The sequence below is a fragment of the Leisingera sp. G5_S3_59_S7 genome (assembly GCF_054968485.1).
On record NZ_JBQKUH010000003.1, the window covers coordinates 22,986 to 39,519 of the forward strand.

Below are 16,534 nucleotides of genomic sequence, written 5' to 3' on the forward strand. Positions count from 1 at the left end.
TGTCTCTTAGAGCGCCTCAGCGCCCGAAATGATTTCAATCAGCTCGTTGGTGATCACGGCCTGACGGGAACGGTTGAACTCGATGGTCAGCTTGTCGATCATCTCGCCCGCGTTGCGGGTTGCGTTGTCCATCGCGCTCATCCGGGCACCCTGTTCGGATGCACCGTTTTCCAGCAGCCCCGAGAAGATCTGGGTCGCCACGCCGCGCGGCAGCAGGTCCGCCAGGATCCGCTCTTCGCCGGGTTCGTAGTCGTAGACGGCGCCAGAGCTCTCGCCTTCCTCGGCTTCAAAGGAAGCCGGGATGATCTGCTGCGCGGTCGGAATCTGGGTCACCACGTTGACGAACTCCGAGTAGAAGATCGTGGCAACGTCGAATTCACCAGCATCGAACCGGGTCAGGATGTCCTTGGCGATCGCCTGCGCATTGGCATAGCCGATACGCTTGACTTCGCTGAGGTCCACATGGCCGACGAAATCATCGCCCAGGTCGCGTTTCAGGGCGTCGCGGCCCTTTTTGCCGACGGTCAGGATCTTGACCGTCTTGCCCGCGGCCTTCAGCTCAGCCGCCTTTTGGCGGGCGAGCTTGGCAATGTTCGAGTTGAAGCCGCCGCACAGACCGCGCTCGGCAGTCATCACGATCAGCAGCTGTACCTGGTCCGAGCCGGTGCCGCGAAGCAGCTTGGGCGCGGAGTCGGAACCGCCGACCGAGGCCGCCAGCCCTGCCATCACGGCGTTGAACCGCTTGGTGTAGGGCCGGGAATCCTCGGCAGCTTCCTGGGCGCGGCGAAGTTTCGCCGCGGCCACCATTTGCATGGCTTTAGTGATCTTGCGGGTCGATTTGACCGACTCGATCCTGTTTTTAAGGTCCTTGAGAGAAGGCATGTCCCGACTCTCTCCTTATGCGAAGGTGGCGGCGTATTCGTCGATCGCAGCCTTGAGTTTGTCAGCGGCGTCGCCCTTGATCTTGGGATCTTCGTTGGTGATCCAGTCCAGGGTCTCCTTGCCTTTGCCGCGCATATGCGCCAGCAGACCTGCTTCCCAGCGGCCGACGTCCTTGATGTCGACCTTGTCGAGGTAGCCGTTGGTGCCGGCGAAGATGACGCAGACGATTTCGGCGTTGGTCAGCGGCGAGTACTGCGGCTGCTTCATCAGCTCGGTCAGACGGGCGCCGCGGGCCAGCAGCTGCTGGGTGGCGGCGTCGAGGTCGGAACCGAACTGGGCGAAGGCCGCCATTTCGCGGTACTGGGCCAGCGACAGTTTCACCGGGCCTGCAACGGTCTTCATCGCGTTGGTCTGGGCCGAGGAGCCCACACGCGAAACCGACAGACCGGTGTTCACGGCGGGGCGGATGCCCTGGTAGAACAGCTCGGTTTCCAGGAAGATCTGGCCGTCGGTGATCGAGATCACGTTGGTCGGAATAAACGCGGACACGTCGCCGCCCTGGGTTTCGATAACCGGCAGAGCGGTCAGCGAGCCGGCGCCGAAGTCTTCGTTCAGCTTGGCCGAACGCTCCAGCAGGCGGGAGTGCAGGTAGAAAACGTCGCCCGGGTAAGCTTCACGTCCCGGCGGACGGCGCAGCAGCAGGGACATCTGGCGGTAGGCCACGGCCTGCTTGGACAGGTCATCATAGATGATCAGCGCGTGCTTGCCGTTGTCGCGGAAGTATTCGGCCATCGCGGTCGCGGCGTAGGGCGCCAGGAACTGCAGCGGCGCCGGGTCGGACGCGGTTGCGGCCACGACGATGGAGTATTCCATCGCGCCGGCTTCTTCCAGCTTCTTCACCAGCTGGGCAACGGTCGAACGCTTCTGGCCGACAGCAACGTAGACGCAGTACAGTTTCTTGGACTCGTCGTCGCCTGCGGCGTCGTTGTAGGTTTTCTGGTTCAGGATGGTGTCCAGAGCCACGGCGGTCTTACCGGTCTGACGGTCGCCGATGATCAGCTCGCGCTGGCCGCGGCCGATCGGGATCATCGCGTCAACCGACTTGAGGCCGGTTGCCATCGGCTCGTGCACCGATTTACGCGGGATGATGCCCGGCGCCTTGACGTCTGCGACCAGACGCTGGGAAGCGTTGATCGGGCCCTTGCCGTCCAGCGGGTTGCCCAGACCGTCGACAACGCGGCCCAGCAGCTCGGGGCCGGCCGGAACGTCCACGATCGAGTTGGTGCGCTTGACGGTGTCGCCTTCTTTAATGTCGCGATCGGAGCCGAAGATCACGATACCGACGTTGTCGGCTTCCAGGTTCAGCGCCATGCCCATGATGCCGCCCGGGAATTCGACCATTTCACCGGCCTGAACGTTGTCGAGGCCGTAGACGCGGGCAATACCGTCACCAACGGACAGCACGCGGCCGATTTCTGCCACTTCGGCTTCTTGACCAAAATTCTTGATCTGGTCTTTCAGGATCGCAGAAATCTCTGCTGCTTGGATACCCATTTATCCGACCTCTTTCATTGCATTCTGTAGGGAGTTGAGCTTGGAGCGGATCGAGCTGTCGATCATCTTCGAGCCCACTTTAACGACAAGACCGCCGATGATGGAGGCATCGACGGAAGCATTGATGGTAACTTTCTTGCCCACGCGCTCGGCCAGGGTCTTGGCCAGCTTTTCGCTCTGGGTCTTGGTCAGCGCCTTGGCGGACACCACCTCGGCGGTGACTTCGCCGCGGGCGTCAGCCAGGCGGGCGCGCAGCGCCTCGATCAGCGCGGGCAGCACAAACAGGCGGCGCTTGTCAGCCATCAGAGCCAGGGTATTGCGCAGGACGGGCTCCAGGCCCATCTTGTCTGCCACCGCGGTGATTGCGGCGCCCTGCTCTTCGCGCGACACGAGCGGCGAGTGGATCAGGCTGTTGAGGTCGTCGCTGTCAGCCAGCGCGGCTGCCAGGTCATTGATGCTGGTTTCAAGGCTGTCGAGCGCCTTGTTTTCTTCAGCGATGTCGAACACCGCCGTGGCATAGCGCGCAGCAATGCCTGCAGAAATCGAAGCTGGTTCGGACACGTCCACCCTTCCGATATGTTTTTGGCCCCGGTTGGCGTACCTGGCGTCAGGAGGCGTCCGGGGGCGTGAGTCATCCCCCATTGGCAGCGGGGCGTTGAAATCAGCGTGGGTCTAGCAGAGCGGATGCGACCTATCAACTGTCTATAACGGTAACGGATGAAAGCATGTTTTCCGTGTTTTCAAAGGCTTGCGGGAAGTGCGGCCCTTTGACCACAGTCGGCAAATAAAAAAGTGCGGCTGAACTGCAGAATTTGGCGATTCCGGACAGCGGCATTTGCCCCGAAATCCGTCACATATCGCTGCCGGGGCCGGTTTTGCTGCGCTGCGGCGGCGGCGCCGGCAGTTTCAGGGAATCGAAATCGGCGGCCACGGGGTCAGGCCGGCTCCGGCATCGGGTTGGACAGCCCTTCCAGCACCCGGATGCGGCTGGGGGTCTTGGTGCGGATCATGTGGCCCTTCTGCGGATAGGTCTGCTTGCTGACCTCGACCATGAACACCCCGCCGGCCAGCATTGCCGGCAGTTTGCGGCCCATCTTCTCCAGCATGGCGCCGGATTTGAGCCAGAACCGCTTGTGGCTGGGCAGCCGGTACAGCGCCGCGGTGTGCTGCTCGATGGCGAACTGATGCTCGCGCAGCTGGCCTTCGAGCTGGCGCAGCGTGTAGGGGCGGCCATAGCCGAAAGGGGTGAGATCCGAGCGGGCCCAGAACCCGGCCCGGTTCGGGACGATGAAAATCGCCCGGCCGCCCGGCCCCAGCACCCGCCAGCATTCCTCCAGCAGCCGGGCGGGCCGTTCCGAGGTCTCCAGCCCGTGCAGCACCACCAGCCGGTCGATCCGGCCGGTATCGACAGGCCAGCTGGTCTCCTCGCACAGCACCGAGACATTGGGCATCCCCGCAGGCCATTGCATCACCCCCTGCGGCCCCGGCATCAGCGCCATCACCCGGCGCGCCTCCGGCAGGTAGGGGCGCAACAGCGGCGCGGCAAAGCCGAAGCCCGCGACCGTCAGGCCTTCGGCCTCCGGCCACAGCTCCAGCAGGCGGCCGCGGATCGACGCCTGCGCCGCACGGCCCAGCGTGCTGCGGTAGTAGAAGTTCCTCAGATCCTGCACATCAAGATGCATTGCGGGCGCCTGCTGCTTCGGCCAATCTGGGCGCAGTTTAGCAATGTAAAGGCGAATGACCATGCCTCTTGAGATCATCACCCTGCCCTGCCTGTCCGATAACTATGCCTTTTTGATCCATAATCCGGACTCGGGCGAGACCGCGCTGGTGGACGCGCCCGAAGCCGGCGCCATCAAGGCAGCGCTTGAGGAACGCGGCTGGGGGCTGGACTGGATCCTGCTGACGCATCACCACTGGGACCATGTGGACGGCGTGGCAGAGCTGCGGGAGGCTTATGGCGCCAAGGTGACCGGTGCCGAGGCGGACGCGCACCGGCTGCCTGATCTGGACTTGGCTGTGAAGGACGGCGGCACATTCACCCTGCTGGGCGAGGAGGTGCAGGTGATGGATGTTTCCGGCCACACGGTGGGGCATATCGCCTATTACATCCCCGGCGCGGACGCGGTGTTCACCGCCGACAGCCTGATGGCACTGGGCTGCGGGCGGCTGTTTGAGGGCACGCCGCAGCAGATGTGGGCCAGCCTGTCGCGTCTTGCCGCGCTGCCGCCGCAAACTATGGTTTACTCAGGCCATGAATACACCCAGTCTAACGGTGCCTTTGCGGCCACTGTGGATCCGGGCAACCCGGCGTTGCAGGACCGCATCCGCGATATCGCAAGCGCGCGGGAAAAGGGTGACCCGACAGTGCCTTCGTCCTTGCAGCTGGAACTTGGCACCAATCCGTTCCTGCGCGCCGGTGATAGCGCCATCAGAGCGCATCTGGGCATGGAAGATGCTGATGACGCAGAAGTTTTTGCCGAAATCCGCAAGCGCAAAGACAATTTCTGAGCAAATCAAGGGCGTCCGGGTGCAACAGGGAGAAAATAATTGTGACCGCAAAATGAAGAAAAGCCCTTGAAGCCGGCGCTCTATCAACCAAACTCTAACCATATAAGCACATGGTTGAACTGAGGGGTTGGTTAATACCGCCCCGCCGGCCAACCCAAGATCAGAGGAGCACGCCCGTGCCTTCATTCTCGAGCACCCTGGAACAGGCCATTCACGCAGCGCTTGCGCTGGCGAATGAACGCCGTCACGAATTCGCAACCCTGGAACATCTGCTTCTGGCCCTGATCGACGAGCCCGACGCGGCCCGCGTGATGCGCGCCTGCAGTGTCGACCTGACCGAATTGCGATCCTCCCTGGTGGAATTCGTGGATGAGGATCTTGCCAATCTGGTCACCGATATCGACGGCTCCGAGGCGGTACCGACCGCCGCCTTCCAGCGCGTCATCCAGCGCGCCGCGATCCACGTCCAAAGCTCCGGCCGGACTGAGGTAACGGGGGCGAATGTGCTGGTCGCCATCTTTGCCGAGCGCGAAAGCGATGCCGCCTATTTCCTGCAGGACCAGGAGATGACCCGCTATGACGCGGTGAACTTCATCGCCCATGGCGTCGCCAAGGACCCGGCCTATGGGGAATCCCGCCCGGTAACCGGCGCGACGGAGCAGGAAGAGGACAACCTGACCACCGCCCCCGAGGGCGAAAAGAAAGAGTCGGCGCTGGCGAAATACTGCGTCGATCTGAACGCAAAATCCCGCGACGGCGACATCGACCCGCTGATCGGCCGCGACCACGAGGTGGAGCGCTGCATCCAGGTGCTGTGCCGCCGCCGCAAGAACAACCCGCTGCTGGTGGGCGATCCGGGCGTTGGCAAAACCGCCATCGCCGAGGGCCTTGCGCGCCGCATCGTCTCGGGCGAGACACCGGAGATCCTGTCGGAAACCACCATCTATTCGCTCGACATGGGCGCGCTGCTGGCTGGCACCCGCTACCGCGGCGATTTCGAGGAGCGGCTGAAGGCCGTGGTCTCCGAGCTGGAGGACCACCCGGACGCGGTGCTGTTCATCGACGAGATCCACACCGTGATCGGCGCCGGCGCCACGTCGGGCGGCGCGATGGATGCGTCGAACCTGCTGAAACCTGCGCTGCAGGGCGGCAAGCTGCGCACCATGGGCTCCACCACCTATAAGGAGTTCCGCCAGCATTTCGAGAAGGACCGCGCGCTGTCCCGCCGGTTCCAGAAGATCGACGTGAATGAGCCGTCGGTGGAAGATTCCATCGAGATCCTGAAGGGTCTGAAGCCCTATTTCGAGGAGCATCACGGCATCAAGTTCACCGGCGACGCGATCAAGACCGCGGTGGAGCTGTCAGCGCGCTACATCAACGACCGCAAGCTGCCCGACAAGGCGATTGACGTGATTGATGAGGCCGGCGCCGCGCAGCACCTGATCATCGAAAGCAAGCGCCGCAAGACCATCGGCGTCAAGGATATTGAAGCGGTCGTGGCGAAGATCGCCCGCATTCCGCCCAAGAACGTCTCCAAGGACGATGCCGAGGTGCTGAAAGATCTGGAGAAGTCGCTCAAGCGCGTGGTCTTCGGCCAGGACGATGCGATCACCGCCCTGTCGAGTGCCATCAAGCTGGCCCGTGCCGGCCTGCGCGAGCCGGAGAAGCCGATTGGCAACTATCTGTTTGCGGGCCCCACCGGCGTCGGCAAGACCGAGGTTGCGAAACAGCTGGCAGATCAGCTGGGTGTGGAGCTGCTGCGCTTTGACATGTCCGAGTACATGGAGAAACACGCGGTCTCCCGCCTGATCGGTGCGCCTCCGGGCTATGTCGGCTTTGACCAGGGCGGCCTCTTGACCGATGGCGTCGATCAGCACCCGCACTGCGTGCTGCTGCTGGATGAGATCGAAAAGGCGCACCCGGACGTCTACAACATCCTCTTGCAGGTGATGGACAACGGCCAGCTGACGGACCACAACGGCCGGACGGTCAATTTCCGCAACGTGATCCTGATCATGACCTCCAACGCGGGCGCTTCCGACATGGCAAAGGCCGCGATCGGCTTTGGCCGCGACCGCCGCGAGGGCGAGGATACCGCCGCCATCGAGCGCACCTTCACGCCGGAGTTCCGCAACCGCCTGGACGCGGTGATCTCCTTCGCGCCGCTGGGCAAAGAGGTGATCCTGCAGGTGGTCGAGAAGTTCGTCCTCCAGCTGGAAGCGCAGCTGATGGACCGCAACGTCTCCATCGAACTGACCCGCAAGGCGGCCGAGTGGCTGGCCGACAAGGGCTACGACGACCGCATGGGCGCGCGGCCTTTGGGCCGGGTCATTCAGGAGCACATCAAGAAGCCGCTGGCAGAGGAGCTCTTGTTCGGCAAGCTGACCAAAGGCGGCGTCGTCAAGGTCGGTATCAAGGACGGCAAGCTGGATCTGCGCCTGGAGGGTCCGGGCAAGCCGCGGATTTCCGGCGACCGGCCGCCGCTCCTGACCGCGGACTGATGCGCCCCGCAGGACTGCTGATCGCTTTATCGCTCGCCGCGCCCGCCGCGGCGGGCGATTTTCGTTTGCAGTTCCCGCTGGATTGCACCCTTGGCCAGGACTGCCACATCCAGCAGTTTGTGGACCATGACCCGGGCCCCGGGGCCACGGATTTCACTTGCGGCACTCTCAGCTATGAGGGCCACAAGGGCACGGACATTGCCCTGCCCTACCTGTCGGACATGCGGGCCGGCGCCACGGTCCGCGCCGCCGCGGATGGCGTCGTCCTGGGCAACCGCAACACCATGCCGGACCAGTACGCAACCGCAGAGAATGCCGCGGCCATTGAAGGCAAGGAGTGCGGCAACGGCGTTGTGCTGCGGCATGGCGGCGGCTGGGAAACCCAGTATTGCCACATGAAGCGCGGCTCGATCCGGGTCCAAAGCGGCATGAAGGTCAAGGCCGGAGATGCCCTGGGCGAAGTCGGCCTGTCCGGCAAGACCCAGTTCCCGCATCTGCATCTGTCTGTCCGCAAGGACGGCGCGGTGGTGGATCCCTTTGCGCCGGACAGTTCCGGCACCTGCGCCAGTCCGTCCGGGCAGACGCTCTGGGCCGACCCGCTGCCCTACCGGCCCGGCGGCGTGCTGGGCGCAGGCTTCAGCACTGCCATTCCCGAATACCAGGCGATCAAGGATGGCACCGCCGACCAGGCGCCGCTGGCCGCGGATGCCCCGGCCTTCGTGTTCTGGGCCTACGCCTTTGGCGGCCAGGCCGGCGACACGCTGGAGCTGACGGTGACCGGGCCCGGCGGTGAGTTTGTGAGCCGCCGAGAAGCGCTGGAAAAGGATCAGGCGCAGTTCTTCCGCGCCACCGGCCGCCGTCTGCGCGGCGGGTCCTGGCCTGCGGGCAGCTATACCGGAACGGCGCGCCTGCTGCGCGGCGGCAGCGAGGTGGACAGCTTCAGCAGCAGCATGAGGCTGGCGGACACCCCGGACTAAAGCTTTGCTGTATCACGGTGCCGCATCTGCCGGGGCAGCAGCCCCGGTAGATGCGCGGCCCAACCGGCGCGGACGCCCCAGCGGGGCGGCCAGGCGCCGGGCGGGAGCGCGCCGGAATACGCCGCTGGGGCTGCAACGCGCGGGACGTTTTCCTTCAAAAGTTGATAACTCCCGCATTCGCAATAGTTTTAATAGTGCCCTACTGCCCGGTGGGGCAGCAACCCGTGCGTAACTAGTAGCTTGTCTCCATTAGTGAAGCGGGTTGCACCTTCCGCCGGCCGCGCTGGCGCAGCCCCTTTGGCCGGCCGCGGGCGCCAGCCGCAGCACGGGGCGGATCCGCAAGGCGCCGGCCCGGATTACTTCTCGGTGAACTTCAGCTCAATGCGCCGGTTCTGGGCGCGCGCTTCGGGCGTGTCCGCCGGGTTCACCGGCTGGTACTCCCCGAACCCGTTGGCCGCAAGCCGCGACGGCGGCACCCCCAGCGCCTCCACCATATAGCGCACCACCGACAGCGCCCGTCCCTGGCTGAGCTCCCAGTTGTCGGAGAATTTCGGATGTGCGCCCAAAGGCGTGTCATCGGTATGGCCGTCTACCCGGATGATCCAGCTGATTTCCGGCGGGATCGCTGCTACCACGCTTTGCAGGATCGACACCACCTTGGCGATCTCCACCTTGCCCTCAGCCGACAGGGTGGCGCTGCCGGGCGCAAACAGCACTTCGGAGGCAAAGACAAAACGGTCGCCCTGGATGCGCACGCCCTCCTGGGTGCCCAAAAGGTCGCGCAGACGGCCAAAGAACTCCGACCGGTAGCGCTCCAGGTCCTGTGCCTTGCTGGCCAGCGCCTCGGCTTCGGCTTCCAGGCGCTTGCGCTCCTGTTCCTCCAGCAGCCGCCGCCTGCGCTCCTCTGATGCGGCGCGGGCGAGGGCTGCGTTCAGGTCCTGGCCCAGGTTCTGCAGCTGCACCTGCTGCGCGGCGTCGCGGGCCTGGTAGTCGTCCAGAATGGCCTGCAAGCCCCCCAGCTGTTCGCGCAGGGCCGCCACCTGCTGGTTGAGCAGCGCGGTTTCTCGGCGGGCCTCCTCTGACACCGCTTTCTCCTGCGAGAGCGCCTCGCGGGCTTGCGCCAGAAGGGCGGCGCGTTCTTCCGCCTGGGTCAGCCGGTCCGACGCGGTGGCCTCCGCCGCCTCCTGCGCGGCGGCTGCCGCCAGCAGCCGCTGGCGCAGCACGTCCAGCTCGCTGGCCTGAGTTTCCGCCGCGGCCAGCGCCGCCTTGGCCTCTGCCAGCTCTGCCGCCAGCCGCCCGGCTTCGGCGTCCGAGCCTGCGCGGGCCGTCTCCAGTTCGGACAATTGCGCGTCGAGCTGCTTCTTTGCGGCCTCGGCAGCGGCCAGCAATGTCAGCGTATCCTCAGCCTCCTGCCGCTGCGCCTCCAGCGCCAGGGTCATGGCGGTCAGCTCAGCATCCGCCGATTGCAGCTTTTCGCGCAGGGCTTCGGCGGCGGCGGCTTCCACCATCCGGGCCGCTTCCTCGGCGCTCAGCTGTTCCTGAAGACCGGCGATTTCTTCAGTGTTTGCTGTTTGCTCCGCCTCCAGGCTGGCGATCAGCGCTTCCATCGCCTCGCGCTGTGCCGCGGCCAAACGGGCCGCTTCGGCCTGGGCGTCGATCTCGCCGCGGGCCTGGGCCAGCGCCAGGTTCAATGCCTCCTGCTCGCTGAGCAGTTTGGCGCGGGCCGTTTCCAGGCTTTCACGCTCTGCGCTCAGGTCAGCGACCCGCGCCTGGGCCGCGTCGCGGCTGGCGATCAGCGCCGCCACCTGCGCTTCGAAACTGGTGATGCGGCTGGCGGCCTCGGACAGTTCGCCCGCCTGCCGGTCGCGCTCTGCGGTCAGCGAGGTGATCAGGTTGCGCGCCCGCTCGAGGTCCTGTTCCGCGGTGTTGAGCGTTGAGGTCAGCGCCCCCAGCCGGGCGTTCAGGCGGCTGTTTTCCCGCTCCTCCAGCCCCAGCGCGGAGGCCAGCGCGCTGACTTCGGCGGAGAGCTCATCCAGCTCGCTTTCCTGGCCCGTGATTGTCTCGCGCAGCACAAACTGAACCACCATGAAGATGGTCAGCACAAACATCAGCACCAGCAGCAGCCCGGTCATCGCATCGACAAACCCGGGCCAGATCGAGGCCTGGAACCGCTGTCCTGTGCGCCGGGAAAGGGCCATAGGTTATTCCCCCGCGTCCCGGCCCGGCAAGCCGCCGCGCGAGAGGCCGCGCGGGCGGGCGAAGGCCTTGATCATCAGGTCGATGTCCTTGCGCAGCTCTGCCAGGCTTTCCTGGCGGCCCGCGGAAATTTCTTCGAGGATGCGCAGCATCTGCACGTCGATCGAGCGCAGCCGCATCCGGCTTTCGGCGTCGATCGCCCCCTGCTCTCCTTGCGCGCGCAGGATCTCGGTCAGCGCTTCCTGCCCGACTGCCACCCGGTCCAGTGCCGCGGTAATGGTGCCGGTCTGCTCCTGGCGCTGGTTCATCTCCTGGATGGTCTCCACCAGCGCGCCCAGTTTCTGATCCACCGCCGCGCGGCCTTCGGAGGTTTCTGCAAACATCGCCTGCAGCGCGTCCATCTGCTCGGCCATGTTGTCGAGCACTTGCGAAACCACGCCGCTGTCCCCGGCGCCGTCCTCGCCGGAGGAGAAGCTGACCCGGGTGATCGAGGAGAGCCATTCCTCCAACTCGCGGTAAAAGCGGTTCTGGCCGTGGCCCGCAAACAGTTCCAGCAGGCCCACGATCAGCGATCCGGCAAGGCCCAGCAGCGAGGAGGCGAAGGCCACGCCCATGCCGCCCAGTTGCGCCTCAAGACCTGTCATCAGGCGATTGAAAACCGACAGGCCTTCTTCGCCCTCCTGCGGCGCCAGGCTGCGGATGGTGTCGACGACGGCGGGAACCGTGGTGGCCAGGCCGTAGAAGGTACCCAGAAGGCCGAGGAAAATCAGCAGGTTGACGATGTAGCGGGTGATCTCGCGGTCTTCGTCGATGCGGCTGGCGACCGAGTCCAGGATGGAGCGGGTCGAGGCGGAGCCCAGCTGCATCCGGGCGCTGCGCGTCGCCAGCAGCGACGCCAGCGGTGCCAGCATCGACGGCGGGCGGCGGTGGTCCTGGTTGTCGCCGGCGGCAAAGCGTTCGATCCAGCGCACCGAGCCGATGAGCTGCACCACCTGCCAGAAGCAGGCCAGCACCCCGATCACAAACACGAAGACTATAAAGCCGTTGAGCCAGGGGTTGGCCTGGAACACCGGCAGCACCCGCGGCAGCGCCACAAAGGCCCCGAATCCGGAAAGCCCCAGCGCGATCAGCATCATGATGATCTGCCGCACCGGCTGGGAGAACTGCGGCCGGGTCTTGCGGTCTGGCTGCGCCATACGTCTTGGCTCCTGACACTTATGTCTGCTCTTATTTGGTTCGCAGCCTATAAGCAAAGTGCCAGGAGCGCCAAGGCTTTATGGCTGTCCGGCGCTGTGGTTTCCCGAACGGCCGCGTTTCCCGGACCTGCAACCGCCTGTCCGCCCCTCAAACCGCGGGGTTGCCTCCGGCGAAACGGGCGGGCGCCGCCCTTTGTGGATGCCTTATCTGCTGCCCTGACCGGCACGTCCGGAGGGGACTCAGGCAGTGATTTCCCGCACCCGGCCCGCCAGCCAGTCCAAGTCGCTGTCATGCAGGCCGATCTCGGCCAGATGTTCAGCAGTGTTGTAGAGGTATTCGGTATTGGGACCGCGCCCGCCGACCGCATGGGCAATCATCTGCGCCTGCTCTTCAAGGCTGAGGCCGCCGCAATACTGCACGTGGTGCGGGTCGATCACGTAGGTCACGGCGGTCACCATGGAGCCACCCGCCAGCTCCACCTCCAGGTCACGCTCCAGGTAGGCCGAGGAGATCAGCTCGCGCTCGCGCAGCTCCGCCAGGGTCTGCTCTTCGTGGCCGGCCTCCACCGACAGCGCGATGCCCTTGCAATGGGCGCCCTCGGCCGCGTCCAGCGCCAGCACCAGGCCGGGGTGGTCTTCGGTGCCGCGGTGGTGAATGGAGGTCATGCAGAAGGAGCGGGCATAGCCGTGCAGCACCGCAACCTCGCGCCGGGCCACCGGGAAACCGGGGTTCCAAAGAAGTGATCCGTATCCGAATACCCACATGGTCATGTCGTCTGGCCCTTTCTGCTGCCCCCCTATAAACAGCAATCCTGTTGCGGACAAAAGAGGCTATCCGATGCGCCTGGCAAAACTGCTGATAGCCATTGCGGCAATGTGGAGCCTGTACTGGGCGGCGGCGGCCTGGGGGCTGAAGAACGGCATCGAGGCCTGGTTCGATGCGCAGGACAGCCGGGGCTGGCAGGCGGAATACTCCGGGCTGGAGACACAGGGCTATCCGTTCCGGCACCAGACCCGGATCAGCCGCCCTGCCCTGGCGGATCCCCGCACCGGCACGGCTTGGCGGGCGGACTGGCTGGAACTGGACAGCCCCGCCGCCTGGCCCGGGCGGCTGGAGCTGCATTTCCCGGCGACGGCGCAGCGGCTGTCGTATTTCGACCGGACTGCGGTGATCACCGCAGACGGGTTGCAGGCCAGCCTGCACCTGAAGCCCGGCACGGCGCTGGAGCTGGAGCGGCTGGCGGCGGTGGCGGACAGCTGGCAGATCGAGCGCGGCGGCGAGACGGTGCTGAGCGGCGCGGCGCTGGACCTGCGCATGGTGCAAGCGGACAGCCCCGAGACCTACCGGATCACCGCCGGCGCCCAGGAGTTTGCGCCGCGCGCGGCCTGGCGGCGGCTGCTGGCGGCCAGCTCTGCCCTGCCGGAGCGGTTCGATACGCTGGCGCTGGAGATGACGGTTGCCTTTGACGCCGCCTGGGACCGGTCAGCGCTGGAGCAGCAGCGGCCGCAGCCGCGCCGGATTGATCTGAAACTGGCCGATGCCCGCTGGGGTGATTTGCGGCTGAAGGCGACCGGCGCGCTGACGGTGGACGCGCAGGGGCTGCCCGAGGGGGAAATCGCGCTGCAGGCGGAAAACTGGCGCGGGCTGGTGCTGATGGCCGAGCGCACCGGCGCGCTGCCGCCTGCGTTGCGCGGCACAGTGGAGCGGGTTCTGGGCCTGCTGGCAGAGGCCAGCGGTAATTCCCGCGACCTCGACATCGCCCTGGGGTTCAGGGACGGTTATGTCACCCTCGGCCCGCTGCCCCTGGGCCATGCGCCGCGGCTGATCATCCGCTGACCGCGCGCCCGCACGCAGCCTGCTCACCGCTGGCAAGGGCAGGACTGTGCGAGGCTCTGCCTCGCGCTCCGGGATATTTTCAGCCAGATGAACAGGGGAGCGCCGCCTGGCGGCGGCCGCCGTCAGCGGCAGTAGGAGCCGCCGCGGTGGCGGGCGATATCCAGGTGGAAGTGGTCCTTGTGGTAACGGTCGGCCTCCGGCCCCAGCACGGTGCCGAAGGGGCCGCAGGCGGCGCGCCAGATCTTTTTCAGCTTTTTGCGGGTCTTGCGTTTTTTCCAGCCGTGCAGAACGGTGACGGTCTCGCCGCTGGCCAGGGTGAAGCCGGAAATGTCGATCGCCCGGCCCTTGCCATGTTCGGAGATCTTGGCGCCGGGACGGTTGTTGCGGGTGCGGCAGGCGTAATGGGCCGCGACCCGCAGGCCGACCACCTTGTTGCGGCGCCCGAAGGCGGTTTCCACTTCGCGGTGGATCCAGGTCTTCAGCGCCCGGGCGGTGTTGCAGGTCATCAGCGACGTCTGGCTGAGCCGCACCCCGGCGATTTCACGCACCCTGACCGCATCCTTGACGCCACAGCCGGGCAAGGCGCCTGCCACAGTGCCGGCCTCATCGCCCTTGATGTCCGCGTCGCCGCAAACCGCGCCCTTGAGGCGTTTCTTGCGGCCGAACAGCACCTCGGTCGCCTGGGTGCCTGCACGGGCCTGCGGCAGAGGCATGGGCGGCAGGGCTGCTGCCGGGGCGCTGAGGGCGGCGAGCTCCCGCAGCTCGGGGGCGCGTTCCGGCTGGTTTTCCGCCAAGGCCGGCGCCGCCGCCAAGGCCAGAGCCGCAAGGACAGCACCGGCCCGGATCATTTCTTTTGCACCCGGCCGAAGTCCGGCGCGTCGGTGTCCTGGCCGGCCTCGATGATGCCCCGGCGGATGGCGCGGGTGCGGGTGAAGTAATCGTGCAGATGCGCGCCGTCGCCGGTGCGGATGGCGCGCTGGAGGGCAAAGAGTTCCTCGGTGAAGCGGCCGAGAATTTCCAGCGTGGCGTCCTTGTTGGTCAGGAACACGTCGCGCCACATGGTCGGATCAGAGGCGGCGATACGGGTGAAGTCGCGGAAACCCGCGGCGGAGTATTTGATCACCTCGCTGTCGGTCACCCGGCGCAGGTCGTCGGCCACACCCACCATCGTGTAGGCGATCAGGTGCGGGGTGTGGGAGGTGACGGCCAGCACCAGGTCATGGTGGTCGGCGTCCATCTCATCGACATTGGCGCCCATGCCTTCCCACAGCGCGCGCAGACGGGCCGTGGCGGCGGGATCTGTGCCCTCGACCGGGACCAGCAGCGACCAGCGGTTGTCGAACAGCTCGGCAAAGCCGGATTCGGGGCCGGAATGCTCCGTCCCGGCCAGCGGATGGGCAGGCACGAAATGAACGCCCTCAGGGATATGCGGCTGCACCGCCTCGATCACGTGGCGTTTGACGGAGCCCACGTCAGAGACCGTGGCGCCGGGTTTCAGCACCGGGGCGATCTCTTCCATCACCGGGCCCATGGCGCCGACGGGGACGCAGAGCACCACCAGGTCGGCGTCTTTCACAGCGTCGCGCGCGCTGTCGCAGACGCGGTCGCAGAGGCCGATTTTGCGAGCCGTCGCACGGGTTTCCTCACTGCGGGCATAGCCGGTGACCTCGCCCGCAAGGCCTGCGCGTTTCATCGCCCAGAACATCGAGGACGCGATCAGGCCCAGCCCGATCAGCGCGACGCGGCCGTAGACCTGGCCGTTTTCCTGGCTGCTCATGCCTGCCCCTCTTTGAATGCTTTGACGCCTTGCGCGATGCGGCGGCAGGAGTCTTCGTCGCCGATGGTGATGCGCAGTGCTGTGGGCAGGTTGTAGCCCGCCACCCGGCGCACGATCAGCCCCTGTGCTTGCAGGTACAGGTCGCAGGCCTCGGCCTCGGCCTGGCTGCTGAAACGCGCCAGAATGAAATTGGTGCTGGAGACGTCCGACGGCACGCCGATTTCGGCCAGCGCATTGGCCAGCCAGGCGCGCCACTTGGCGTTTTCGGACCGGCAGTGATCGACATAATCCGTATCGCGCACGGATGCCTCAGCGCCCGCCAGCGCGGTGCTGGAGACGTTGAACGGCCCGCGCACACGGTTCAGGACGTTGATGATCTCCTTGGGGCCGTAGCCCCAGCCGATCCGGGCGCCGCCCAGGCCGTATATCTTGGAGAAGGTGCGGGTCATGAAAACGTTGCTGCGGGATGCGATCAGCGCGGCGCCGGCATCAAAGCCCTCGACATATTCGGCGTAGGCGCCGTCCAGCACCAGAAGCGCGCCAACGGGGAGGCCATCTGCCAGCCGCGCGACCTCGGCCTCGCTGATCATGGTGCCGGTGGGGTTGTTGGGGTTGGCGATGAAGACCAGCTTGGTGCGGTTGGTGCAGCCTTCCAGCAGCGCGTCCACATCAGTGACGCGCTCGCGCTCCTTCACCTCCACCGGGGTGGCGCCGGCCGCCAGTGCGCTGATGCGGTACATGGCAAAGCCATGTTCCGTATAGAGAACTTCATCCCCCGGCCCGGCATAGGCCTGGCACAGGAAGGCGATGATCTCGTCGCTGCCGGCGCCGCAGATGATCTGCTCCGGCTCCAGCCCGTGCACCTCGCCGATGGCCTGCCGCAGCGCTGCATGATCCGAACTGGGATAGCGGTGCATACTGGCCGCCGCCGCCTGCATCGCCTCAATGGCGCGGGGGCTGGGGCCAAGCGGGTTCTCGTTCGAGGAGAGCTTCACAACATTGCTCACCCCTTTCACATGGGCAGCCCCGCCCTGATACAGAGCGATGTCCATGATACCGGGCTGCGGTGTGAGTTGAGTCATAATACGGGCTCCTTAATTCCA

14 protein-coding genes are annotated in these 16,534 nt (G+C 65.7%); 4 read left to right on the forward strand and 10 right to left on the reverse strand.

Annotation, left to right across the window (positions count from 1 at the left end; all coding sequences use genetic code 11):
• Nucleotides 1–6: 6 nt before the first annotated feature.
• The 4 genes from ACTRWG_RS02600 to ACTRWG_RS02615 all read right to left on the reverse strand — a co-directional run bounded on the left by ACTRWG_RS02600 (nucleotide 7) and on the right by ACTRWG_RS02615 (nucleotide 4,118).
• The gene (locus ACTRWG_RS02600; protein WP_027234887.1) at nucleotides 7–882 is read right to left on the reverse strand and encodes a F0F1 ATP synthase subunit gamma; all 876 of its coding nucleotides are present in this window, start codon (nucleotides 880–882) and stop codon (nucleotides 7–9) included.
• A gap of 15 nt (nucleotides 883–897) precedes the next feature.
• A complete protein-coding gene (atpA, locus tag ACTRWG_RS02605) occupies nucleotides 898–2,436 on the reverse strand; it encodes a F0F1 ATP synthase subunit alpha (protein ID WP_027234888.1) in 1,539 nt (512 codons plus the stop codon).
• Nucleotides 2,437–2,997: a F0F1 ATP synthase subunit delta gene (locus tag ACTRWG_RS02610; protein WP_027234889.1), complete on the reverse strand. Its 561-nt coding sequence runs from the start codon at nucleotides 2,995–2,997 to the stop codon at nucleotides 2,437–2,439.
• Between the two features lie 374 nt (nucleotides 2,998–3,371).
• Entirely contained in the window at nucleotides 3,372–4,118 is a 747-nt protein-coding gene (locus tag ACTRWG_RS02615) for a class I SAM-dependent methyltransferase (RefSeq protein WP_027234890.1), read from the reverse strand.
• 55 nt (nucleotides 4,119–4,173) lie between these two features.
• Here ACTRWG_RS02615 and gloB point away from each other — a divergent pair, with 55 nt between their 5' ends.
• The 3 genes from gloB to ACTRWG_RS02630 all read left to right on the forward strand — a co-directional run bounded on the left by gloB (nucleotide 4,174) and on the right by ACTRWG_RS02630 (nucleotide 8,425).
• Entirely contained in the window at nucleotides 4,174–4,947 is a 774-nt protein-coding gene (gene gloB / locus ACTRWG_RS02620; RefSeq protein WP_462828909.1) for a hydroxyacylglutathione hydrolase, read from the forward strand.
• 176 nt (nucleotides 4,948–5,123) lie between these two features.
• The gene (gene clpA / locus ACTRWG_RS02625) at nucleotides 5,124–7,448 is read left to right on the forward strand and encodes an ATP-dependent Clp protease ATP-binding subunit ClpA (RefSeq protein WP_027234892.1); all 2,325 of its coding nucleotides are present in this window, start codon (nucleotides 5,124–5,126) and stop codon (nucleotides 7,446–7,448) included.
• The gene (locus ACTRWG_RS02630; RefSeq protein WP_462828910.1) at nucleotides 7,448–8,425 is read left to right on the forward strand and encodes a M23 family metallopeptidase; all 978 of its coding nucleotides are present in this window, start codon (nucleotides 7,448–7,450) and stop codon (nucleotides 8,423–8,425) included. The genes clpA and ACTRWG_RS02630 overlap by 1 nt, the downstream gene beginning before the upstream one ends.
• Before the next feature lie 356 nt (nucleotides 8,426–8,781).
• Here the strand turns inward: ACTRWG_RS02630 and ACTRWG_RS02635 are convergent, their stop codons facing one another.
• The 3 genes from ACTRWG_RS02635 to ACTRWG_RS02645 all read right to left on the reverse strand — a co-directional run bounded on the left by ACTRWG_RS02635 (nucleotide 8,782) and on the right by ACTRWG_RS02645 (nucleotide 12,588).
• Nucleotides 8,782–10,623 carry a peptidoglycan -binding protein gene (locus ACTRWG_RS02635; RefSeq protein ID WP_027234894.1) on the reverse strand — a complete coding sequence of 614 codons (1,842 nt, stop codon included), beginning with the start codon at nucleotides 10,621–10,623 and terminating at the stop codon, nucleotides 8,782–8,784.
• 3 nt (nucleotides 10,624–10,626) lie between these two features.
• Nucleotides 10,627–11,817: a biopolymer transporter ExbB gene (locus ACTRWG_RS02640; protein WP_027234895.1), complete on the reverse strand. Its 1,191-nt coding sequence runs from the start codon at nucleotides 11,815–11,817 to the stop codon at nucleotides 10,627–10,629.
• Nucleotides 11,818–12,057: 240 nt separating this feature from the next.
• Nucleotides 12,058–12,588 (reverse strand): gamma-glutamylcyclotransferase, encoded by a 531-nt coding sequence (locus ACTRWG_RS02645; RefSeq protein ID WP_027234896.1) that lies wholly within the window; start codon nucleotides 12,586–12,588, stop codon nucleotides 12,058–12,060.
• A gap of 67 nt (nucleotides 12,589–12,655) precedes the next feature.
• On the opposite strand from ACTRWG_RS02645, the gene ACTRWG_RS02650 reads away from it, so the two are divergent.
• On the forward strand, nucleotides 12,656–13,654 hold the full coding sequence (locus tag ACTRWG_RS02650; RefSeq protein WP_462828912.1) for a DUF2125 domain-containing protein: 999 nt from the start codon (nucleotides 12,656–12,658) through the stop codon (nucleotides 13,652–13,654).
• Between the two features lie 122 nt (nucleotides 13,655–13,776).
• Here ACTRWG_RS02650 and ACTRWG_RS02655 read toward each other — a convergent pair whose 3' ends face one another.
• Genes ACTRWG_RS02655 through hisC form a run of 3 tightly spaced genes read right to left on the reverse strand, consistent with a single transcriptional unit; the run spans nucleotide 13,777 to nucleotide 16,513 of the window.
• Nucleotides 13,777–14,502 carry an extensin-like domain-containing protein gene (locus ACTRWG_RS02655; RefSeq protein WP_027234898.1) on the reverse strand — a complete coding sequence of 242 codons (726 nt, stop codon included), beginning with the start codon at nucleotides 14,500–14,502 and terminating at the stop codon, nucleotides 13,777–13,779.
• Nucleotides 14,499–15,431 carry a prephenate/arogenate dehydrogenase family protein gene (locus ACTRWG_RS02660; protein WP_027234899.1) on the reverse strand — a complete coding sequence of 311 codons (933 nt, stop codon included), beginning with the start codon at nucleotides 15,429–15,431 and terminating at the stop codon, nucleotides 14,499–14,501. The genes ACTRWG_RS02655 and ACTRWG_RS02660 overlap by 4 nt, the downstream gene beginning before the upstream one ends.
• The gene (gene hisC, locus ACTRWG_RS02665) at nucleotides 15,428–16,513 is read right to left on the reverse strand and encodes a histidinol-phosphate transaminase (RefSeq protein WP_462828913.1); all 1,086 of its coding nucleotides are present in this window, start codon (nucleotides 16,511–16,513) and stop codon (nucleotides 15,428–15,430) included. The genes ACTRWG_RS02660 and hisC overlap by 4 nt, the downstream gene beginning before the upstream one ends.
• Nucleotides 16,514–16,534: the final 21 nt, after the last annotated feature.

Excerpts from the sequence above, each read along its gene's own strand:
- ACTRWG_RS02650 (WP_462828912.1), top strand. The coding sequence starts at position 12,656 with ATGCGCCTGGCAAAACTGCTGATAGCCATTGCGGCAATGTGGAGCCTG.
- ACTRWG_RS02645 (WP_027234896.1), bottom strand. The coding sequence starts at position 12,588 with ATGACCATGTGGGTATTCGGATACGGATCACTTCTTTGGAACCCCGGT.
- hisC (WP_462828913.1), bottom strand. The coding sequence starts at position 16,513 with ATGACTCAACTCACACCGCAGCCCGGTATCATGGACATCGCTCTGTAT.
- ACTRWG_RS02615 (WP_027234890.1), bottom strand. The coding sequence starts at position 4,118 with ATGCATCTTGATGTGCAGGATCTGAGGAACTTCTACTACCGCAGCACG.
- ACTRWG_RS02630 (WP_462828910.1), top strand. The coding sequence starts at position 7,448 with ATGCGCCCCGCAGGACTGCTGATCGCTTTATCGCTCGCCGCGCCCGCC.
- ACTRWG_RS02600 (WP_027234887.1), bottom strand. The coding sequence starts at position 882 with ATGCCTTCTCTCAAGGACCTTAAAAACAGGATCGAGTCGGTCAAATCG.
- atpA (WP_027234888.1), bottom strand. The coding sequence starts at position 2,436 with ATGGGTATCCAAGCAGCAGAGATTTCTGCGATCCTGAAAGACCAGATC.
- ACTRWG_RS02635 (WP_027234894.1), bottom strand. The coding sequence starts at position 10,623 with ATGGCCCTTTCCCGGCGCACAGGACAGCGGTTCCAGGCCTCGATCTGG.
- gloB (WP_462828909.1), top strand. The coding sequence starts at position 4,174 with ATGACCATGCCTCTTGAGATCATCACCCTGCCCTGCCTGTCCGATAAC.
- ACTRWG_RS02660 (WP_027234899.1), bottom strand. The coding sequence starts at position 15,431 with ATGAGCAGCCAGGAAAACGGCCAGGTCTACGGCCGCGTCGCGCTGATC.
- ACTRWG_RS02640 (WP_027234895.1), bottom strand. The coding sequence starts at position 11,817 with ATGGCGCAGCCAGACCGCAAGACCCGGCCGCAGTTCTCCCAGCCGGTG.
- ACTRWG_RS02655 (WP_027234898.1), bottom strand. The coding sequence starts at position 14,502 with ATGATCCGGGCCGGTGCTGTCCTTGCGGCTCTGGCCTTGGCGGCGGCG.